This is a genomic window from Stenotrophomonas sp. CFBP 13718 (genome assembly GCF_014842145.1).
Taxonomy (GTDB): Bacteria; Pseudomonadota; Gammaproteobacteria; order Xanthomonadales; family Xanthomonadaceae; genus Stenotrophomonas.
In genome coordinates, this window is the sequence record NZ_JACYVC010000003.1 from 452,965 (window position 1) to 467,802 (window position 14,838).

At 66.2% G+C, this 14,838-nt stretch carries 15 protein-coding genes; 4 read left to right on the forward strand and 11 right to left on the reverse strand.

Features of this window, described 5'->3' with window-relative positions; genetic code table 11:
- Positions 1-3 precede the first annotated feature (3 nt).
- Positions 4-576: a DUF1190 domain-containing protein gene (locus IFT58_RS07880; protein WP_188325348.1), complete on the reverse strand. Its 573-nt coding sequence runs from the start codon at positions 574-576 to the stop codon at positions 4-6.
- A 191-nt stretch (positions 577-767) separates the two neighbouring features.
- On the opposite strand from IFT58_RS07880, the gene ilvD reads away from it, so the two are divergent.
- Both ilvD and IFT58_RS07890 read left to right on the forward strand, forming a co-directional pair.
- A complete protein-coding gene (ilvD, locus tag IFT58_RS07885; protein WP_192094396.1) occupies positions 768-2,603 on the forward strand; it encodes a dihydroxy-acid dehydratase in 1,836 nt (611 codons plus the stop codon).
- Between the two features lie 171 nt (positions 2,604-2,774).
- Positions 2,775-3,365, forward strand: a complete 591-nt coding sequence (locus tag IFT58_RS07890) for a hypothetical protein (protein WP_192094397.1) — start codon at positions 2,775-2,777, stop codon at positions 3,363-3,365.
- A 104-nt stretch (positions 3,366-3,469) separates the two neighbouring features.
- On the opposite strand, the gene dinG is transcribed toward IFT58_RS07890, so the two are convergent.
- From dinG to aroE, 3 genes are all read right to left on the reverse strand, one after another.
- Positions 3,470-5,572 (reverse strand): ATP-dependent DNA helicase DinG, encoded by a 2,103-nt coding sequence (gene dinG / locus IFT58_RS07895; RefSeq protein WP_192082169.1) that lies wholly within the window; start codon positions 5,570-5,572, stop codon positions 3,470-3,472.
- A gap of 129 nt (positions 5,573-5,701) precedes the next feature.
- Positions 5,702-6,055 (reverse strand): hypothetical protein, encoded by a 354-nt coding sequence (locus tag IFT58_RS07900; protein WP_188325352.1) that lies wholly within the window; start codon positions 6,053-6,055, stop codon positions 5,702-5,704.
- A gap of 2 nt (positions 6,056-6,057) precedes the next feature.
- The gene (gene aroE / locus IFT58_RS07905; RefSeq protein WP_192094398.1) at positions 6,058-6,897 is read right to left on the reverse strand and encodes a shikimate dehydrogenase; all 840 of its coding nucleotides are present in this window, start codon (positions 6,895-6,897) and stop codon (positions 6,058-6,060) included.
- A gap of 67 nt (positions 6,898-6,964) precedes the next feature.
- On the opposite strand from aroE, the gene IFT58_RS07910 reads away from it, so the two are divergent.
- Positions 6,965-7,861, forward strand: a complete 897-nt coding sequence (locus tag IFT58_RS07910; RefSeq protein ID WP_192094399.1) for a PD40 domain-containing protein — start codon at positions 6,965-6,967, stop codon at positions 7,859-7,861.
- A 54-nt stretch (positions 7,862-7,915) separates the two neighbouring features.
- Here IFT58_RS07910 and IFT58_RS07915 read toward each other — a convergent pair whose 3' ends face one another.
- The 6 genes from IFT58_RS07915 to IFT58_RS07940 form a co-directional block, all read right to left on the reverse strand.
- Positions 7,916-9,157, reverse strand: a complete 1,242-nt coding sequence (locus IFT58_RS07915; protein WP_192094400.1) for an XVIPCD domain-containing protein — start codon at positions 9,155-9,157, stop codon at positions 7,916-7,918.
- Positions 9,158-9,510: 353 nt separating this feature from the next.
- Entirely contained in the window at positions 9,511-9,942 is a 432-nt protein-coding gene (locus tag IFT58_RS07920; protein ID WP_192094401.1) for a hypothetical protein, read from the reverse strand.
- 158 nt (positions 9,943-10,100) lie between these two features.
- Positions 10,101-10,331 carry an SHOCT domain-containing protein gene (locus IFT58_RS07925; protein WP_188325357.1) on the reverse strand — a complete coding sequence of 77 codons (231 nt, stop codon included), beginning with the start codon at positions 10,329-10,331 and terminating at the stop codon, positions 10,101-10,103.
- 33 nt (positions 10,332-10,364) lie between these two features.
- A complete protein-coding gene (hemB, locus tag IFT58_RS07930) occupies positions 10,365-11,354 on the reverse strand; it encodes a porphobilinogen synthase (protein WP_192094402.1) in 990 nt (329 codons plus the stop codon).
- Positions 11,355-11,379: 25 nt separating this feature from the next.
- On the reverse strand, positions 11,380-11,742 hold the full coding sequence (locus IFT58_RS07935) for a bestrophin family protein (RefSeq protein ID WP_249405625.1): 363 nt from the start codon (positions 11,740-11,742) through the stop codon (positions 11,380-11,382).
- A gap of 126 nt (positions 11,743-11,868) precedes the next feature.
- The gene (locus tag IFT58_RS07940; protein ID WP_188325359.1) at positions 11,869-12,117 is read right to left on the reverse strand and encodes a hypothetical protein; all 249 of its coding nucleotides are present in this window, start codon (positions 12,115-12,117) and stop codon (positions 11,869-11,871) included.
- A 196-nt stretch (positions 12,118-12,313) separates the two neighbouring features.
- Between IFT58_RS07940 and IFT58_RS07945 the strand changes: the two genes are divergently transcribed.
- On the forward strand, positions 12,314-12,769 hold the full coding sequence (locus IFT58_RS07945) for a hypothetical protein (protein WP_188325360.1): 456 nt from the start codon (positions 12,314-12,316) through the stop codon (positions 12,767-12,769).
- A 141-nt stretch (positions 12,770-12,910) separates the two neighbouring features.
- Here the strand turns inward: IFT58_RS07945 and IFT58_RS07950 are convergent, their stop codons facing one another.
- The gene (locus IFT58_RS07950; RefSeq protein WP_192094403.1) at positions 12,911-14,722 is read right to left on the reverse strand and encodes a DUF885 domain-containing protein; all 1,812 of its coding nucleotides are present in this window, start codon (positions 14,720-14,722) and stop codon (positions 12,911-12,913) included.
- Positions 14,723-14,838: the final 116 nt, after the last annotated feature.

Consider the following 14,838-nt stretch of genomic DNA (forward strand, 5'->3'; position numbering starts at 1 on the left):
CGGTCAGCCGCCGAAGCTGCCGCCGCTACGGCGCGCACTGGTGCTGCCGAAGCCGGCGCGGCTGGCGGTGGTGGCGCGGTTCGGCTGGTTGGTGACGGGCGCCAGGCCGGCCTTGCCCGCACCGATGCCGCTGGCGGTGTTCAATCCGCCGCTGCCACCCGGGGCCGCACGCGCCCACCCGGCGTTCTTGTCCTGGAAGGCCGGGCTGGCGGCCGCCGGTTGCTGGGCCAGGCCCGCGCGTCCGCTGTTCATCATCTGCGACATGAAGAAGCCCATCATCATCGGCCCGATGAAGGACGTACCGGCCGAGGTGCGCTGCTCCACGCACTGCTCCGGCTTGTAGTCGGCTTCGCAGGCCGCCTTGTCGGCGTACTTCGGCGCTGCATCGGCGGACTGCTGCTGCGCGGCGGCGAACGCGTTGCGGCACGCCGACGGATCCGCCGTGGCCTCGGTACAGGCCTGCACGGAGGTATACAGCCCTTCCTGCACCTGCACCTGTTCTTCCTTCTGGCAGGCGGTGAACAGCAGCGGTGCGGCGCTCATCAACAGCAGCGCGGTGGTGCGGGAACGTTTCATGGCCTCATGCCTCTCATGCGGGTCAACCCCACAATAATGCCGCATCAGCGGCTGCAACCAAAGTCGGCAAAGCACACAACATGAACGGTGGGTCAGATCGACGCTGGCCCAGTGGTTGCAAACGCAACCGGAAAAATTGGGCATCATCGGACGACACCCACGTCGTACGGCCCGCCCGTTGCTGCCAGCCCATGCCTGATTACCGTTCCCGCACCTCCACCGCCGGCCGCAACATGGTCGGCGCCCGCGCCCTGTGGCGTGCCACCGGCATGAAAGACGGCGATTTCCACAAGCCGATCATCGCCATCGCCAACTCGTTCACCCAGTTCGTGCCCGGCCATGTCCACCTGAAGGACCTCGGCCAGCTGGTCGCGCGCGAGATCGAGCAGGCCGGCGGAGTGGCCAAGGAGTTCAACACCATCGCGGTGGATGACGGCATCGCCATGGGCCACGACGGCATGCTGTACTCGCTGCCCAGCCGCGAGATCATCGCCGACTCGGTGGAATACATGGTCAACGCGCACTGCGCCGATGCCATCGTCTGCATTTCCAACTGCGACAAGATCACCCCCGGCATGCTGATGGCCGCCATGCGCTTGGACGTGCCGGTGATCTTCGTGTCCGGCGGGCCGATGGAGGCGGGCAAGACCAAGCTGTCCGAGCACAAGCTCGACCTGGTGGATGCGATGGTGATTGCCGCCGACGACAGCGCATCGGACGAGAAAGTCGCCGAGTACGAGCGCAGTGCCTGCCCGACCTGTGGATCGTGCTCGGGCATGTTCACCGCCAATTCGATGAACTGCCTGACCGAGGCCCTGGGCCTGTCGCTGCCCGGCAACGGCACCACACTGGCCACCCACGCCGACCGCGAGCAGCTGTTCCGCCGCGCGGGCCGGGTGATCGTGGAACTCTGCCACCGCTGGTATGGCGGTGAAGATCCGCGCGCCTTGCCGAGCGGTATCGCCACGGCTGCTGCGTTCAACAACGCGATGACACTGGACATCGCAATGGGGGGGTCGACGAACACCATCCTGCACCTGCTCGCTGCGGCACAGGAAGGCGGCGTGGACTTCAACCTGACCCACATCGACGCGCTGTCGCGGCGCGTACCGCAGCTGTGCAAGGTCGCGCCGAATACGCCCGAGTATCACGTCGAAGACGTGCATCGCGCTGGCGGCGTGTTCGGCATCCTGGGCGAACTGGATCGCGCCGGCCTGCTGGATACCTCCGTGCCGACCGTCCACAGCACCACGCTGGCCGATGCGCTGCAGCGCTGGGATGCCACCGTGACCGACGACGCCAAGGTGCACGAGTTCTTCGCTGCAGGGCCGGCCGGCATCCCGACCCAGGTCGCCTTCAGCCAGTCAACGCGCTGGCCGTCGCTGGACCTGGACCGCGCCGAAGGCTGCATCCGCTCGCTGCAGCATGCGTATTCGCTGGAAGGCGGCTTGGCCGTGCTGCGCGGCAACCTGGCGTTGGATGGCTGCGTGGTGAAGACCGCCGGCGTGGATGAATCCATCCATGTGTTCGAAGGCCCTGCCCGCGTGTTCGAAAGCCAGGACGCCGCAGTGGCCGGCATCCTCGGTGATACGGTAGAGGCCGGCGACGTGGTGGTGATCCGTTACGAGGGCCCCAAGGGCGGCCCGGGCATGCAGGAGATGCTGTACCCGACCAGTTACCTGAAGTCCAAAGGGCTGGGCAAACAGTGCGCGCTGCTGACCGACGGCCGCTTCTCCGGCGGCACCTCGGGGCTGTCCATCGGCCACGTCTCGCCGGAAGCGGCTGCTGGCGGACTGATCGGCCTGGTGGAGGACGGCGACCGCATCCGCATCGACATCCCGACCCGCGGCATCCATCTGCTGGTGGACGAGGCCACCTTGGCCACGCGCCGCGACAAGGCCGACAAGCGCGGCTGGAAGCCGCTGGAAGCCCGCCCGCGCAAGGTCACCAGCGCCCTGAAAGCCTACGCCCTGCTGGCCACCAGCGCTGACAAGGGCGCCGTACGCGACACCACCCTGCTCGACTGACCGCAAAAAGGGGACGGAGGGGATTAAGTCGTTTTCAGCACGGTAGCGCCGAGCCGTGCTCGGCGGCCTTTCGAGCCCGGCCCTCAGCGCGTTTCCAGCGCGGCCGGGTGATGGCACAGTGCTGGAAACGACTTAATCCCCTCCGTCCCCTTTTTCGACAAGGAAGTTGTGATGGCGTTTATTTCACTCGTGCTCGCCGCTGCGCTGGCCGGTGGCGTGCAGGCGCCCACCGCGGCGGACTGCAGCGTGGACCGCAAGGCGATGCTGGCGTTGTCGTTCGAGGCGTTCGATCAGGACCTGCAGGGCGGCTGGCGTACGTTGGGCGAAGCAAAAGGCTGTCACGCCGAAGCGGCAGACCTGATTGCCGAATACCGCAGGGTCCATCAACCGCAGGAAGGCAACGTGCTGGCATGGCACGAAGCGCAGATGCGGGCGAACGCCGGCCAGTCCGCGGCCGCCGTGCCCTTGATGCGGCAGTCGCTGCGCGGTCCAGACGGCGAGGCAAGCGGCTGGAACGCCTATGTCGAAGGAAGCATCGCCTTTCTTGAACGGGACAACGCCGCCTTGCAGCGCGCTGTCGCCAAGCTGGCCGCAACACCCCCGCCACCGGGCCTTGATGTGAAGGACGGCAAGTTCCTTATCACCGATCCGGAAGGCAACAGCGTGGAAATCCGATGGCCCGCGAACCTGGACGTGCTGGAGGCGCTGCAACGCTGTTTTGACACGCGGTATCTGCAAGCGATGCAGACCTGCAGGCAGTAAAAAGGGGACGGAGGGAATTAAGTCGTCTTCAGCACAGCCTGCAGATGGCAAGGTGGCAATTACGACTTAATCCCCTCCGTCCCCTTTTTCGGTGTGACGCCCGGTCAGCCGATCACGCGCTTGAACGGGGGGAGCGCGTCAATGATGCGCTTGCCGTAGCGGCGGGTCAGCAGGCGGGAGTCGAGGATGATCACGCGGCCGGTGTCGGTGCTGGTGCGGATCAGGCGGCCGGAGAACTGGGTCAGCGTGCGCAGGGCATGGGGCACGGCAATCAGGTTGAAGGCGTTCAGGCCGCGGGCTTCAAACCATTCGCTCAACGTGGCGGTCTGTGGATCGGTGGGCACGGCGAACGGCACCTGGGTGATCACCACCGTGGTGCAGGCTTCACCGGGCAGGTCCAGGCCTTCGCCGAAGGAGTTCAGCCCGAACAGCACCGACCCTTCGCCCTCGGCGACACGGCGCAGGTGTTCATCGATCAGCCGCGTCTTGGACATCTCGCCCTGCACCAGCACCTGCTTGCGCTTGGCGGCGGGCATCAGGCCGGCGACCTTTTCCATCTTCCAGCGCGAGGTGAACAACACCATCGAGCCCTTCTTCCAGTCCAATTCCTTGGCGAGGTAGCGCGCCACTTCGCGTGGATGGCCCTCGCGGTCATCCGGCGTCACCGGGAACTGCGGCACGATCAACTCGGCCTGGTTGGGCAGGTCGAACGGCGAGGACAGCGACACCATCTCGGCGTCCTCGGGGATGCCGTTGTCGATCGCCAGCGACTGGAAATCACCGCCGCCGGTCAACGTGGCGGACGTCATCACCACCGAATCCACTTCGTCCCACAGCAACTTGCGCAGCACGTGCGCGGCCGACACCGGTGAGCCATGCAGCACCAGGTCGCCTTCGCGCGTGGCGGTGATCCAGCGCGCCATCGGCGGTGCGCCATCCCTGTCTTCGCGACGCCACGCCTGCCACAGGTTGTACTGGCCTTCGATCATCTCCAGCGCCATGCCGAGGTTGCGCTGCAGGCGTTCGCGCGCGGCATCATCCGGCTTGCCCTTGGCGACCTGCGCGTTGGCCGCGTGCGCCCAGTTGAACAGGCTGCGGGTGTCGTCGGCCAAGGCCTCGATCGGCTCGCGCCACGCTTCGGGCAGGCGACCATTCGCCGCGCGCCACATCGGTTCTTCGTCGGCCGGGGCCGGCATCCACAGCGCTTCGACGTGATCGCGGAACGCGCGCAGCTGCTTGGCCACGTTGGTGGCCACGTCGATGGCTTCATTGGGCAGCAGGTTGCCCAGGCGATCCTTGTCCACCGCGCGGTACGCCCCGGCGATCAGTATCTGCAGCCGGCCCACGCGCTTGGCCATGTCATCCAGCGCCAGACTGGCCGCGCCCTGGTCGATCGCTACATTGCCGATGTGGTGGCCTTCGTCCAGCACCAGCAGCATGTCCGACGGTGCGGCGATCATCGGTTGACCGTTGTCGCTCTCGCCGATGGACAGGGCCGACAGCAGCAGCGCGTGGTTGGTGACCACGATCTGCGCATCGCGCACGGTGTTGCGTGAGCGCAGCACCGCGCACTGCGCCGAGTACGCGCAGCGCCTGCCCGCACACGCGGATGCCGGCGTGGTAATGCGCCCACGCAATCCGGGACTGATGGTTTCCGGGGCGTTGTCGATGTCACCGTCCCAGCTGCCGGAGGTGAACGCCACCGTCAGGCGCGCGGCGATGTCCATTTCAATCGGGGCCAGCGGGCGGTCGTACAGCGGCTGCTCGTCTTCGAACATGCCACCCTGCGATGCCTCTCCCTGCGCTTCGGCGGCGTTGCGGGTGCACAGGTAACGCGTGCGCCCCTTGGCCAGTGCCACGGTCGCCTCCAGGCCGGTGGCCTTGAGGAAATTCGGGATGTCACGCTCGACCAGCTGCGACTGCAGCGCGACGGTGCCCGTGCTGATCACCAGCTTCTTCTTGGTGGCCAGGGCGATCGGTACGCCTGCCGTGAGGTAACCCAGGCTCTTGCCGACGCCGGTCGGTGCCTCCACCACGCCCACGCCCCCGCTCTTGGCCAGCGCACGCGATACCACGCCGATCATCTGGCTCTGCGAGCGGCGGGTGGCAAAGCCGGGGGTGTTGGCCTGCAGCGTGGTGTAGGCCTTGCGGATCGAATCCTTCAAGGCGTCATCAAGCGCACGCGGGACGGCGACGGGTTCGGTCACGCCAAGGTTACCGTTACAGGATCAGGCCGCGTATTGTCGCACGCCGGGCCCGCGCGCCCGGGCCAGCACGCTGAACCTGTCAGCGTGCTGCGGGCGGGTCCCCGCCATGGCGCCGGCACCGCAACAGGGTCAGGCCGGGCGCGGCACGCCACCCCGCAGTGCCCGGGTCAGCGCCCACACGATCAGGACCAGACCGAAGGCCTCCAGCAGCGACAGAACGAAGTGGACGACGCCGAAGATCATGTTCATGCCGGAGATCGACTCGTAGCGGCCCATGCTGACCAGCACCATCGGCAGCATCGATGCCAGCAGCCCGATGACCGTGGTCACTGCCAGCAACAGCAGGCCGGCCAGGGCCCCACTTCGCACCGGTCCGCGGGGCACGTCCATCACCCAGACCACGCCGACGGTCAGCGCGATCAACACCGGCAGGCGCACGCCCACCAGGCTCAACACGGTCATCAGCAGATCGGTGCCTTCCATGCTCAGTCCTCCAGGTTGTGGCTGTGGGCACGCAGCTCGGCGTAGACCAGATTGGTATCCGGGCGCACTTCGTGCCACTGCTGGAAGCTCTCGGCGGCCTGCTCCACCAGCATGCCGAGGCCATCGACGGTGTTGCGGCATTCTGCCGAGCGCGCCCAGGCCAGGAAGGCGATGGCAGCGTCGCCGTAGTTGAGGTCAACGGCGGTGGTCATGCTGTTGACCAGCGACAGGGGCAGTTTGAAGGTCGCCGCGGGATCGCGTCCGGCCGAGGTCGCGTTGACGATCAGCTCGAAGTCGCCGAGGTCATGCAGGTCGTCCCAGTAGCGGCTGAGCGCACGGCCCGGCTCACCCATCGCGTCGATGAGCTCATCGGCCCGTTCCGGCGTGCGGTTGACCACCACCAGCTCGCGGATGCCCGCGTCCAGCAGCGACGGGGCGACGCTGCGGGCCGATCCACCGGCACCCAGCAGCAACACGCGACGACCGCGCAGGTCCTGGCCATGGCGATCGGTCAGGTCACGCACCAGCCCCGCACCGTCGGTGGTATCGCCATGCCAGCGATCCCCCTTGCGCAGCAGCGTGTTGACCGAGCCGGAGCGGGTAGCGCGTGCGGTGCGCGTGGTGCACAGCGCATAGGCCGCTTCCTTGTGCGGCAGGGTCACGTTGGCGCCACGACCGCCGTCCGCCGCGAAGGCGTCGAGCGCGGCGAGGAAAGCGTCCGGCGCGGCGTCGATGGCGCGGTAGTCCACGGCGATGCCTTCCTGCCGGCCGAAGGCGGCGTGGATGTCAGGCGAACGGGAGTGGGCAATGGGGTGGCCAAAGACAGCGTAGCGATCGGTCATGGAATCCTCGGAGGGTTCAAAGGGGACGCCCTACACTGGGCGGCCCTGTACTGCCTGGACGTGGACGATGCGAACTGCCCTGCCCCTGTTGGCGATTGCCGCCAGTTTACTCTTCGCCCCCGTGGCGGTGGCGTTGAATGAGTTCGGCATCGAGGGCATGGGGGTCGTATCGACCAAGGCCAACGAAGGCCGGGCCAGCATCAGCGCCGATGGACAGCACATCGTGTTCGCCAGCGACCGCAGCGGTGGCGTGGGCGGCTGGGATCTGTGGCAGGCGACGCTACGCGAGGGGCGCTGGCAGGATCCGCAGCCGCTGGCGTTCAACAGCACCGGCGATGACATGGACCCCTATTTCAGCCGCGACGGGCGCTGGCTGCTGTTCGCCTCGGACCGCAACGGGGGCCTGACGCTGTACCGGGTGGCCATCGGCAGCGACGGACGCTTTGGGATGCCTGAAACATGGCGCGATCCGGCTGACGCCGCGCCGGAGCGCGCGCCCGCACTGAGTGCCGACGGCCTGCACTTGCTGTTCTCGCGACAGCGGGGCAAGGGGCATGGCTGGGATCTGTTCGCGGCACCTGTCGTCGACGGTCGGCGCGGGGCTGCCATTGCGCTTGAGGGGTTGAACACTGCCGCTGACGAGACCGACGGCGACTGGCTGGGACGCGACGGCGCGGTGGTATTCACGCGTGCCATCGGTGACACGGCACAAGTGTGGCGCAGTGGCTGTGCGTGGACCGGCGGGGCCGTGCAGCCGGTCGTGCTGTCGTTCAATACCGCGGACGGCCACACTGCCGCCCCGGTCGTGGACAACGCCAAGCCGGGCGAGTTGATGCTGGTCAGCCGAAGCGCGCGTGCGCCACGTGCTGGCGGCACCGATGTGTACCGGATGATGACGCCGCGGGTGGAGCCGGTCGCGGGTTGTGGCCCGACGGTGGGCGCGGCGAGTGCCGGCGTCCGATAGAGCGGTCTGTCGAAGGCATGCCCACGCTCCGCCCGTACGGGCGCAGCCAAGGCGTCAGCCCATTCGATGCATCACCGATGGATCCTGCCCCACGCACGGGTCAGCTTGCACTGTGCTCGGCTCCCGCACCATCGGCTCGATACGCGCGAGGCGGGCCAATGAGGCATCCGCGGGCACCGCCAGTGCATCGTCCGTCCCCATCTGTGCACGTAGGTGCGCCGGATCGTTCATGGCGCCCTGCACCGCGATGACGTGCGCACCCTGCGCCGCCCTTTCTGTCGCGCTGCTCAGCACGATGTGGTCGATGTGATCAAAGCCGTTTGCCTTGGCCAGGCAGGCCACACTCGCTGCCATGCGTTCGCTGTGCGCGTCGTAGCCGCGTCCCAGGCTTTCTTCCAGGTGCTGCATGGCATCCTGCGCCTGGGCGAACAAGGGGTCGGAGGGGGCTTCTCCTGCGGGCGCGTCATGCAGTTGCGCCTGCCCATCGAGAAGAGCGGGCGAAGCGGGGTTGCGGGGGGAGTTCACCGCCGGTGGAAAGATCGTGGGGGCGATGCGCTGCAAGGTGGCCGCATCGAGATCGCCGCTCTGCGGCAGTCCTTCGGCCGCCTGGTAGTTGATGACCGCCCTCTGCATCGACAAGCGATAGATCCCATCCTCTGCGAGCCGCTCTCCGTCTGCGCCGCGAAATCCGCCCTCGTTCAAGCGCTGCTGCACGATCCGCACGACCCCGTTCGATTCGCCGACGCGCGTGACGCCATCATCGACGACCGGGCGCGGTTCGATCCCTGTGCCACGGTCGGCCGGACACAGTGCCAAGCGGCCGCTGACGAGGTCTTCAACGTAGTTCGCATACTGCTGATACTGTCCGGTGTCGACTTCCATGTGGACATGCTTGCGTCCGTCCCGACCCAGACCGACGGCTCCCTGCGTGCCCAGCGTCTGTCCATACTGGATCGTGTCGCCGACGCTGACATTGATCGGCTTCAGGTGGCGGATCCTGGCCAGCAGTTCACCGTCCTTCCGGTCAAGGATATCGACCAACCCTTGCCCGGGGATGACCCTGCCGACATATCCGGCGAAGGGAGCGGGCACGTCGACGTCGCGCGCACCGCGGCCGAATGGAGCGATTCGACTGTCTTCCAGGATGAAGTCTTTTATGAGGAGTACCTGGTCCGGGCCGATGGCGCTGGATCTGGCGTCTGACTGACGGGTCTCGATTTCTTCGATCTGCCCGCCTATGACGCCGTAACTTCGTCGTCCTCCGCGCTGGGTGTCGACCACTACGCCGTTGCTCACGCGTGCACTGGTGTTGCTGATTGGGTGATGGAGTACCAGTCCATCAAAGTCATCAACGTGCCGATTACCTAACCTGCCGTTGACGAGCTGTGATACTCGATACTTCGTCTGATATGCCTCTGACGGGGATCGATCCACTTGAACACCCTCGCTGGATTGGGCATTCAACATGAAGCGCTGCCACCGCTGCCGGTGAATTCAGCAGGATAATCAGCACGGAGTCGTCAAGTCATCTCAGCTCCGGACCGTGATGTCGTTGATCGCTAGCTTCGGTACGACACCTTTACCAGTGCAGACTCGTTTCCGTACAAGAGGTCTCGCCGCGATCTCCCGGACATCCTTGGATATGGCCTTCATCTGGAACTGCGTTGCGCCGTGACCGCCTCTTCGCAGCGGTGATAGTCCGTACTGCGTCTGCCATCTGTAATGGCCAGCGTATCCCCAGCAAGTACGTAGACGAGTGTCTCAACGCCGGGCGCCAGAGCTTCGTCGACGCTTTCGATCACCCAGATGGATGGCTTGATATGCACGCGAGTTACTTTGACGGGCACGTCATTTGACTCGTACCCACGAACGCCCTTCGCCTCGATCCAGATCGGCGATTGAGTATCAGGGCTCAGTTCGAGCCTGCAGGCAGTTGGCCCCCAATCCCACATGCCACGCAGCGCTTTCGGCATCCGCACCGCGTCGGCTGCCACAGTGGTCGACGACAGCGTCAGGGCGCCCAGCATCAGCAGGGTTGGCCAGCAGGAATAGCGCATGGAGATCCCCAGCAGGTGCCGCATCGGCACCGGTCGACCTTAGCGGCTGGGGCCGTCCTTCGTCAGAGCCACCGCCGACGTCTGCGGTGTTTCGGGGCATTGGATGCAGAGGCTGACGGCCAGCGGCCGTCACGACCAGGGCGCGGCGTCACTATCAGGAGCGACGCTGTCAGTACCGATGATCAGCCCGCGAGCAGCTTTGCGCGTGCCTGCTGGTACTCCGCTTCGCTGATGGTGCCCTTGGCCTTGCGCTCATCGAGTTCGGCCAGGGCCACCTGACGCGCGGCCGAGGGCAGTTCGGGCTTCTGCCGGCTCTGGCGAAACGCGGCCAGCGCAAGCCACACGATCAACGCGCCGAATACCACCACGCCGATGATCCAGATCATCCAGTGGCCTGTGCCCAGGATTTCCATCGTTCCGTTCTCCTTGTGCCGAAGCGGCTATTGTCAGCGCTCGTGCAGCCAGCGTGCTACCTGCGGGGCGAAATAAGTCAGCACGCCATCGGCACCTGCGCGCTTGAAGCACATCAGGGACTCCATCACGCACGCGCGCTCATCCAGCCAGCCATTGGCAACGGCGGCCTTCAACATCGCGTACTCGCCACTGACCTGGTACGCGAACGTCGGGACGCCAAAGGTCTCTTTGACCCGGCGAACGACATCCAGATACGGCATGCCCGGCTTGACCATCACCATGTCCGCGCCTTCCTCCAGATCCAGTGCGATCTCACGCATCGCCTCATCGCCGTTCGCCGGGTCCATCTGGTACGTCTTCTTGTCTGCCTTGCCCAGGCTGCCGGCGCTGCCCACCGCATCGCGGAACGGGCCGTAGAACGCCGATGCGTACTTCGCCGAGTACGCCATGATGCGCGTGTTGATGAAGCCTGCGTCGTCCAGTCCGCGGCGGATGGCACCGATGCGGCCGTCCATCATGTCCGATGGCGAGATGACGTCGACGCCGGCCTGTGCGTGCGACACCGACTGCCTCACCAGCGCGTCGACCGTGATGTCGTTGAGCACGTAACCGCTGTCATCGATGATGCCGTCCTGCCCGTGCGTGGTGTACGGATCCAACGCCACGTCGGTCATCACGCCCAGCGTGGGGAAGCGTTCTTTCAATGCGCGCACGGCGCGTTGCGCCAGCCCGTCACCGGCCCAGGCAGCCTCCGCGTCCAACGACTTCAGCGCCGGATCGATCACCGGGAACAGATCGAGCACCGGGATGCCGAGCGCAACTGCGTCCTCGGCTACTTTCAGCAGCTCCTCGATCGACAGCCGCTCCACGCCCGGCATCGAAGGAATCGCCGTGCGTCCTGCATACTCATGCACGAACACCGGGTAGATGAGGTCGTCCACGGTGAGCGTGTTTTCGCGCATCAGTCGACGTGAAAAATCATCGCGACGCATGCGGCGGGGGCGGTACAGAGGATGGGACATGAGGGGGCTCCGTCGGGATATCAGGTCACTGCAGGCGATAGTCGCGCGGCAGCATGGGTTCGGGTAGCGGGCGCTGGCCCAGCGCATCCAGGCGGGCCACCGAGCGCGATTCCAGAATCAGCTGGCCCCATTGCTTTCGGCCCTCCCACCATCGCTCGTAACAGGCGCTGTCGCGGAAGCTCAGGTAGATCGACAGCACCAGCCCAAGCAGGGCGCAGGGTGCAGATGACACGCGCTCGATGCCCGGCACCTCGCCCAGCTCGGCCACCGCACTGACCGCGATCGCCAGCAACAGGATCGCCACCACTTTCGGTGCCACCGCCGGAACGATGGACCCGCGCAGGATGTAGAGAAGCTGCCAGCCGTGGGGACGTGGGCGGATGATCATCAGGAATGAGGGGCGTCGCGCGCCACAGCCGGGCGCAGGCGATGGCGCGCGCCATCAGAGGCGCCATTGTACGCCCGCCCCGATGGCGCGCTCAGCCGCTGCGACGCATCGTCGCACCTGCTGCAGTCAGACGATGCCGCCGCCCAGGCCGAGGCGGAAGATGCCAACCACGATGACGATGCCGTTGAGGATCAGGCCGGTCCAGGCACGGCCCCGTTTGCTGGGATGGGTGAACAGGATGCCGATCGCCGCGACCACCGCGCCCACTGCCGCGAACGGAATCAGGAACCAGTTGCCCCAGCCCAGCAGCGGCACCAGCGCGATGACCATCCACCCCAGTGCCACGATGCCCCACAACAGACTGATCAGTCCCATGCGCCCTCCTCGCCGATGGATTGGGCCCCACCATAGCCGGTCGCGTGGGAACCGGATAGGCCCGCCGCAGCTTGCCATTACACTCACCACCCCGGTGCTAGCGTCGCCTCAGGGCCCCGGCGTTGGGGCCGATTCAGATCGATGGACCGATGATCCGTTCCATCCAACAGGGGTTCGAGCCATGAAGATGCACGCGATGAAAATGCGCTGGGTTGCCGCCGCCGCCGTGCTGCTGGTTGCTGCCGGCTGCGCCAGCACGTCCAAGGTGATGCTGGGCCAGGCCCGCGCACCGATCGATCCGTCACAAGTACAGGTGTATTCCACCCCGCCTGCCGGCTCGGTGGAAATCGCGCAGCTGGAGTCCTCCAGTGCAGTGGGCTTCGGCACGCAGGGCCAGACCGATGCCGCCGTGGCCCGCTTGAAGCGCGATGCCGCCGCACTGGGCGCCAATGGCGTGATCCTGATGGGCGTCGGCTCCAGCGGGTCACCGGTGGGCATGTCGGTCGGCGCAGGCAGCTACGGTTCGCGCGTAGGCGGTGGCCTGGGTATCGGCATCCCGACCACCCAGCGCAAAGCAGCCGGCGTGGCGATCTGGGTGCCCAACCCGCAGCCCGTCCCGCGCCTGCCCGCCCAGCAGATCCCGGCCCGCTGAACGAAAAAAGGGGACGGAGGGGGTTAAGTAAAACGGGGACGGAGGGGATTAAGTCGCATTTGGCCCACGCGTGGGGCCAAATGCGACTTAATCCCCTCCGTCCCCGTTTTGGACGACTTAACTCCCTCCGTCCCGTTTTGCTTACCGGTACTTGGGGACGAACGTTTCGTTCACTGCCTTGGCCAGCTGGTCGGGCGGCAGCAGGCCCTGGTCCAGCAGGAAGTTGTTGAAGGCCTTGCGGTCGAACTTTGCGCCCAGCGCGAGTTCGGTCTGCATGCGCAGTTCCATGATCCGGGTGTAGCCGTAGAAGTAGCTGCCGGCCTGGCCGGGCATGCGCACCATGTAGCGGTCCAGTTCCTGCGTGGCCATCGCCTTGGACAGGCCGACTTCATCGATCAGTACGCGTTCGGCGCTGGCACGGTCGATCTGGCCCAGGTTCAGCATGGGGTCCAGCATTGCGCGTGCGGCACGCAGCAGGCGGAACTGCAATGCGATCAGCTGCCCGTCCAGCGGCTCGTACGGCACCATCTCGGCTTCGGCATACAACGCCCAGCCTTCGACGTTGACCGAATTGAACGCGAACATGGTGCGGGCCAGCGAGATGCCGCGCTCCACCATAGCGGTGAACTGCAGTTCGTGACCCGGGCGGCCTTCGTGCGCACTCAGCGTCCAGGCGGCGGAGCCGAAATTGAAGTCGTCGTACTGCGCGCCTTCACCGGCTGCCGGATTGCCCAGCGGCAGGACGAACGTACCCTGCTGCCCGGTATTGTTGACCAACGGTGCGGGCAGGAAATGCGGCGCAGGGCTTGCTGCGCTTTCGGCGGCTGAACCCAGACGCATCTGCATCGGCCGCTGCGGCACGTCGACGATCTTGTGCTCGTGGATCAGCGGGTCGATCGCATCGATCACCTTGCGGTAGTGGGTTTCCAGCTGGTCGTTGGGAATCTTTTCCTGCTTCAGCGCGCGGATGACGGCCACGATGTCGGCGGTATCGGCAACTTTCAGGCCCTTGGCCTGCACCACCAGCGGGGCCAGCTGGCGCATCGCCGAGCGGGTTTCCATGAACTCCAGCTGCGCACGCTGCATCAGCTGCTGCGGGGCGATGTCGATGCCGACCTGCTTGAGCTGGAACGCGTACACCGGCGCGGGCAGACGCGCGTCGTCACGGGCCTTCGGCAGTACCTCGGCGCGGGTCCAGGCGGCATAGTCCTTCATCTGGCCGGCGAGGGCCTTCATCGCGTCGTCCGCGCCGGTCATCTTGTACTTCTGCAGCAGCGATTCGATGCCGCTCACGTAGGTATCCACGTTGTCGAGCGACTGCTGCACTTCGATCTTCGTCGGTTGCAGCAAGGCCTTGTTGGACAGACGCTCTTCGTAACGCTGGCGGGCAAGCGTGGTCAGCGGCGTGCTGCCCTGCTGCAGGCCCGCGTAGGCCTTCAGGCGATCCACGGCCTTGGCCCGACGCTCGGCCGGCACCTGGTCGGACAGCAGCAGGTTGAGACCGCTGAAGATGGTCTGCGGCGCATCGCTCCACGGCAGGAAATACTGCTCGGTCAGCGCGCTGCCCTCGATGCTCTCGTTGGCCGCGCCGATCATGATCTCCAGGTCCTGACGGACGTTGGGATCTTTCTCGCTGGCCAGCTTGGCCTGCAGTTCGCCCCGCGCCTTGGTCATCGCATCGCGGTAGCGCTTGCCGTTATCCGGACCGAGGTCGGCGACTTTGTCGTCGTAGCCGGGAACGCCGAAGAAGCCGGTACTTTCCGGCTGGAATGGGCCCTGCGCGTCGAGCAGGATCTGCGCCAGCTGGTTGCTGCGTGCCACCCAGGCGGGCGCGGCAGCCGGCTTTTTCGCGGCGGCGGCGGTGGCCGCGGCGGGCGCTGCAGCGGCCGACGGAGCGCACAGCAACGGAGTGAGCCCGAGGGCCAGGGCGACGGCAAAGGCAAGCGGCTTCATCAGGCAATCCAGGTGATGGGCAATGCCTGCACCCTACGCATTCACCGGCGGCGCGGCAATCGGCCGGAGGTCACGCTCGTCGCCGTGGCCCGGTATCGCAGAAGCGGGCCGGTCCC

Coding starts and splice junctions, on each gene's coding strand:
- IFT58_RS07945 (WP_188325360.1), top strand. CDS start 12,314: ATGAAAATGCGCTGGGTTGCCGCCGCCGCCGTGCTGCTGGTTGCTGCC.
- aroE (WP_192094398.1), bottom strand. CDS start 6,897: ATGACCGATCGCTACGCTGTCTTTGGCCACCCCATTGCCCACTCCCGT.
- IFT58_RS07935 (WP_249405625.1), bottom strand. CDS start 11,742: ATGATCATCCGCCCACGTCCCCACGGCTGGCAGCTTCTCTACATCCTG.
- IFT58_RS07920 (WP_192094401.1), bottom strand. CDS start 9,942: ATGCGGCACCTGCTGGGGATCTCCATGCGCTATTCCTGCTGGCCAACC.
- IFT58_RS07940 (WP_188325359.1), bottom strand. CDS start 12,117: ATGGGACTGATCAGTCTGTTGTGGGGCATCGTGGCACTGGGGTGGATG.
- IFT58_RS07900 (WP_188325352.1), bottom strand. CDS start 6,055: ATGGAAGGCACCGATCTGCTGATGACCGTGTTGAGCCTGGTGGGCGTG.
- IFT58_RS07890 (WP_192094397.1), top strand. CDS start 2,775: ATGGCGTTTATTTCACTCGTGCTCGCCGCTGCGCTGGCCGGTGGCGTG.
- IFT58_RS07880 (WP_188325348.1), bottom strand. CDS start 576: ATGAAACGTTCCCGCACCACCGCGCTGCTGTTGATGAGCGCCGCACCG.
- IFT58_RS07925 (WP_188325357.1), bottom strand. CDS start 10,331: ATGGAAATCCTGGGCACAGGCCACTGGATGATCTGGATCATCGGCGTG.
- ilvD (WP_192094396.1), top strand. CDS start 768: ATGCCTGATTACCGTTCCCGCACCTCCACCGCCGGCCGCAACATGGTC.
- hemB (WP_192094402.1), bottom strand. CDS start 11,354: ATGTCCCATCCTCTGTACCGCCCCCGCCGCATGCGTCGCGATGATTTT.
- IFT58_RS07910 (WP_192094399.1), top strand. CDS start 6,965: ATGCGAACTGCCCTGCCCCTGTTGGCGATTGCCGCCAGTTTACTCTTC.
- IFT58_RS07950 (WP_192094403.1), bottom strand. CDS start 14,722: ATGAAGCCGCTTGCCTTTGCCGTCGCCCTGGCCCTCGGGCTCACTCCG.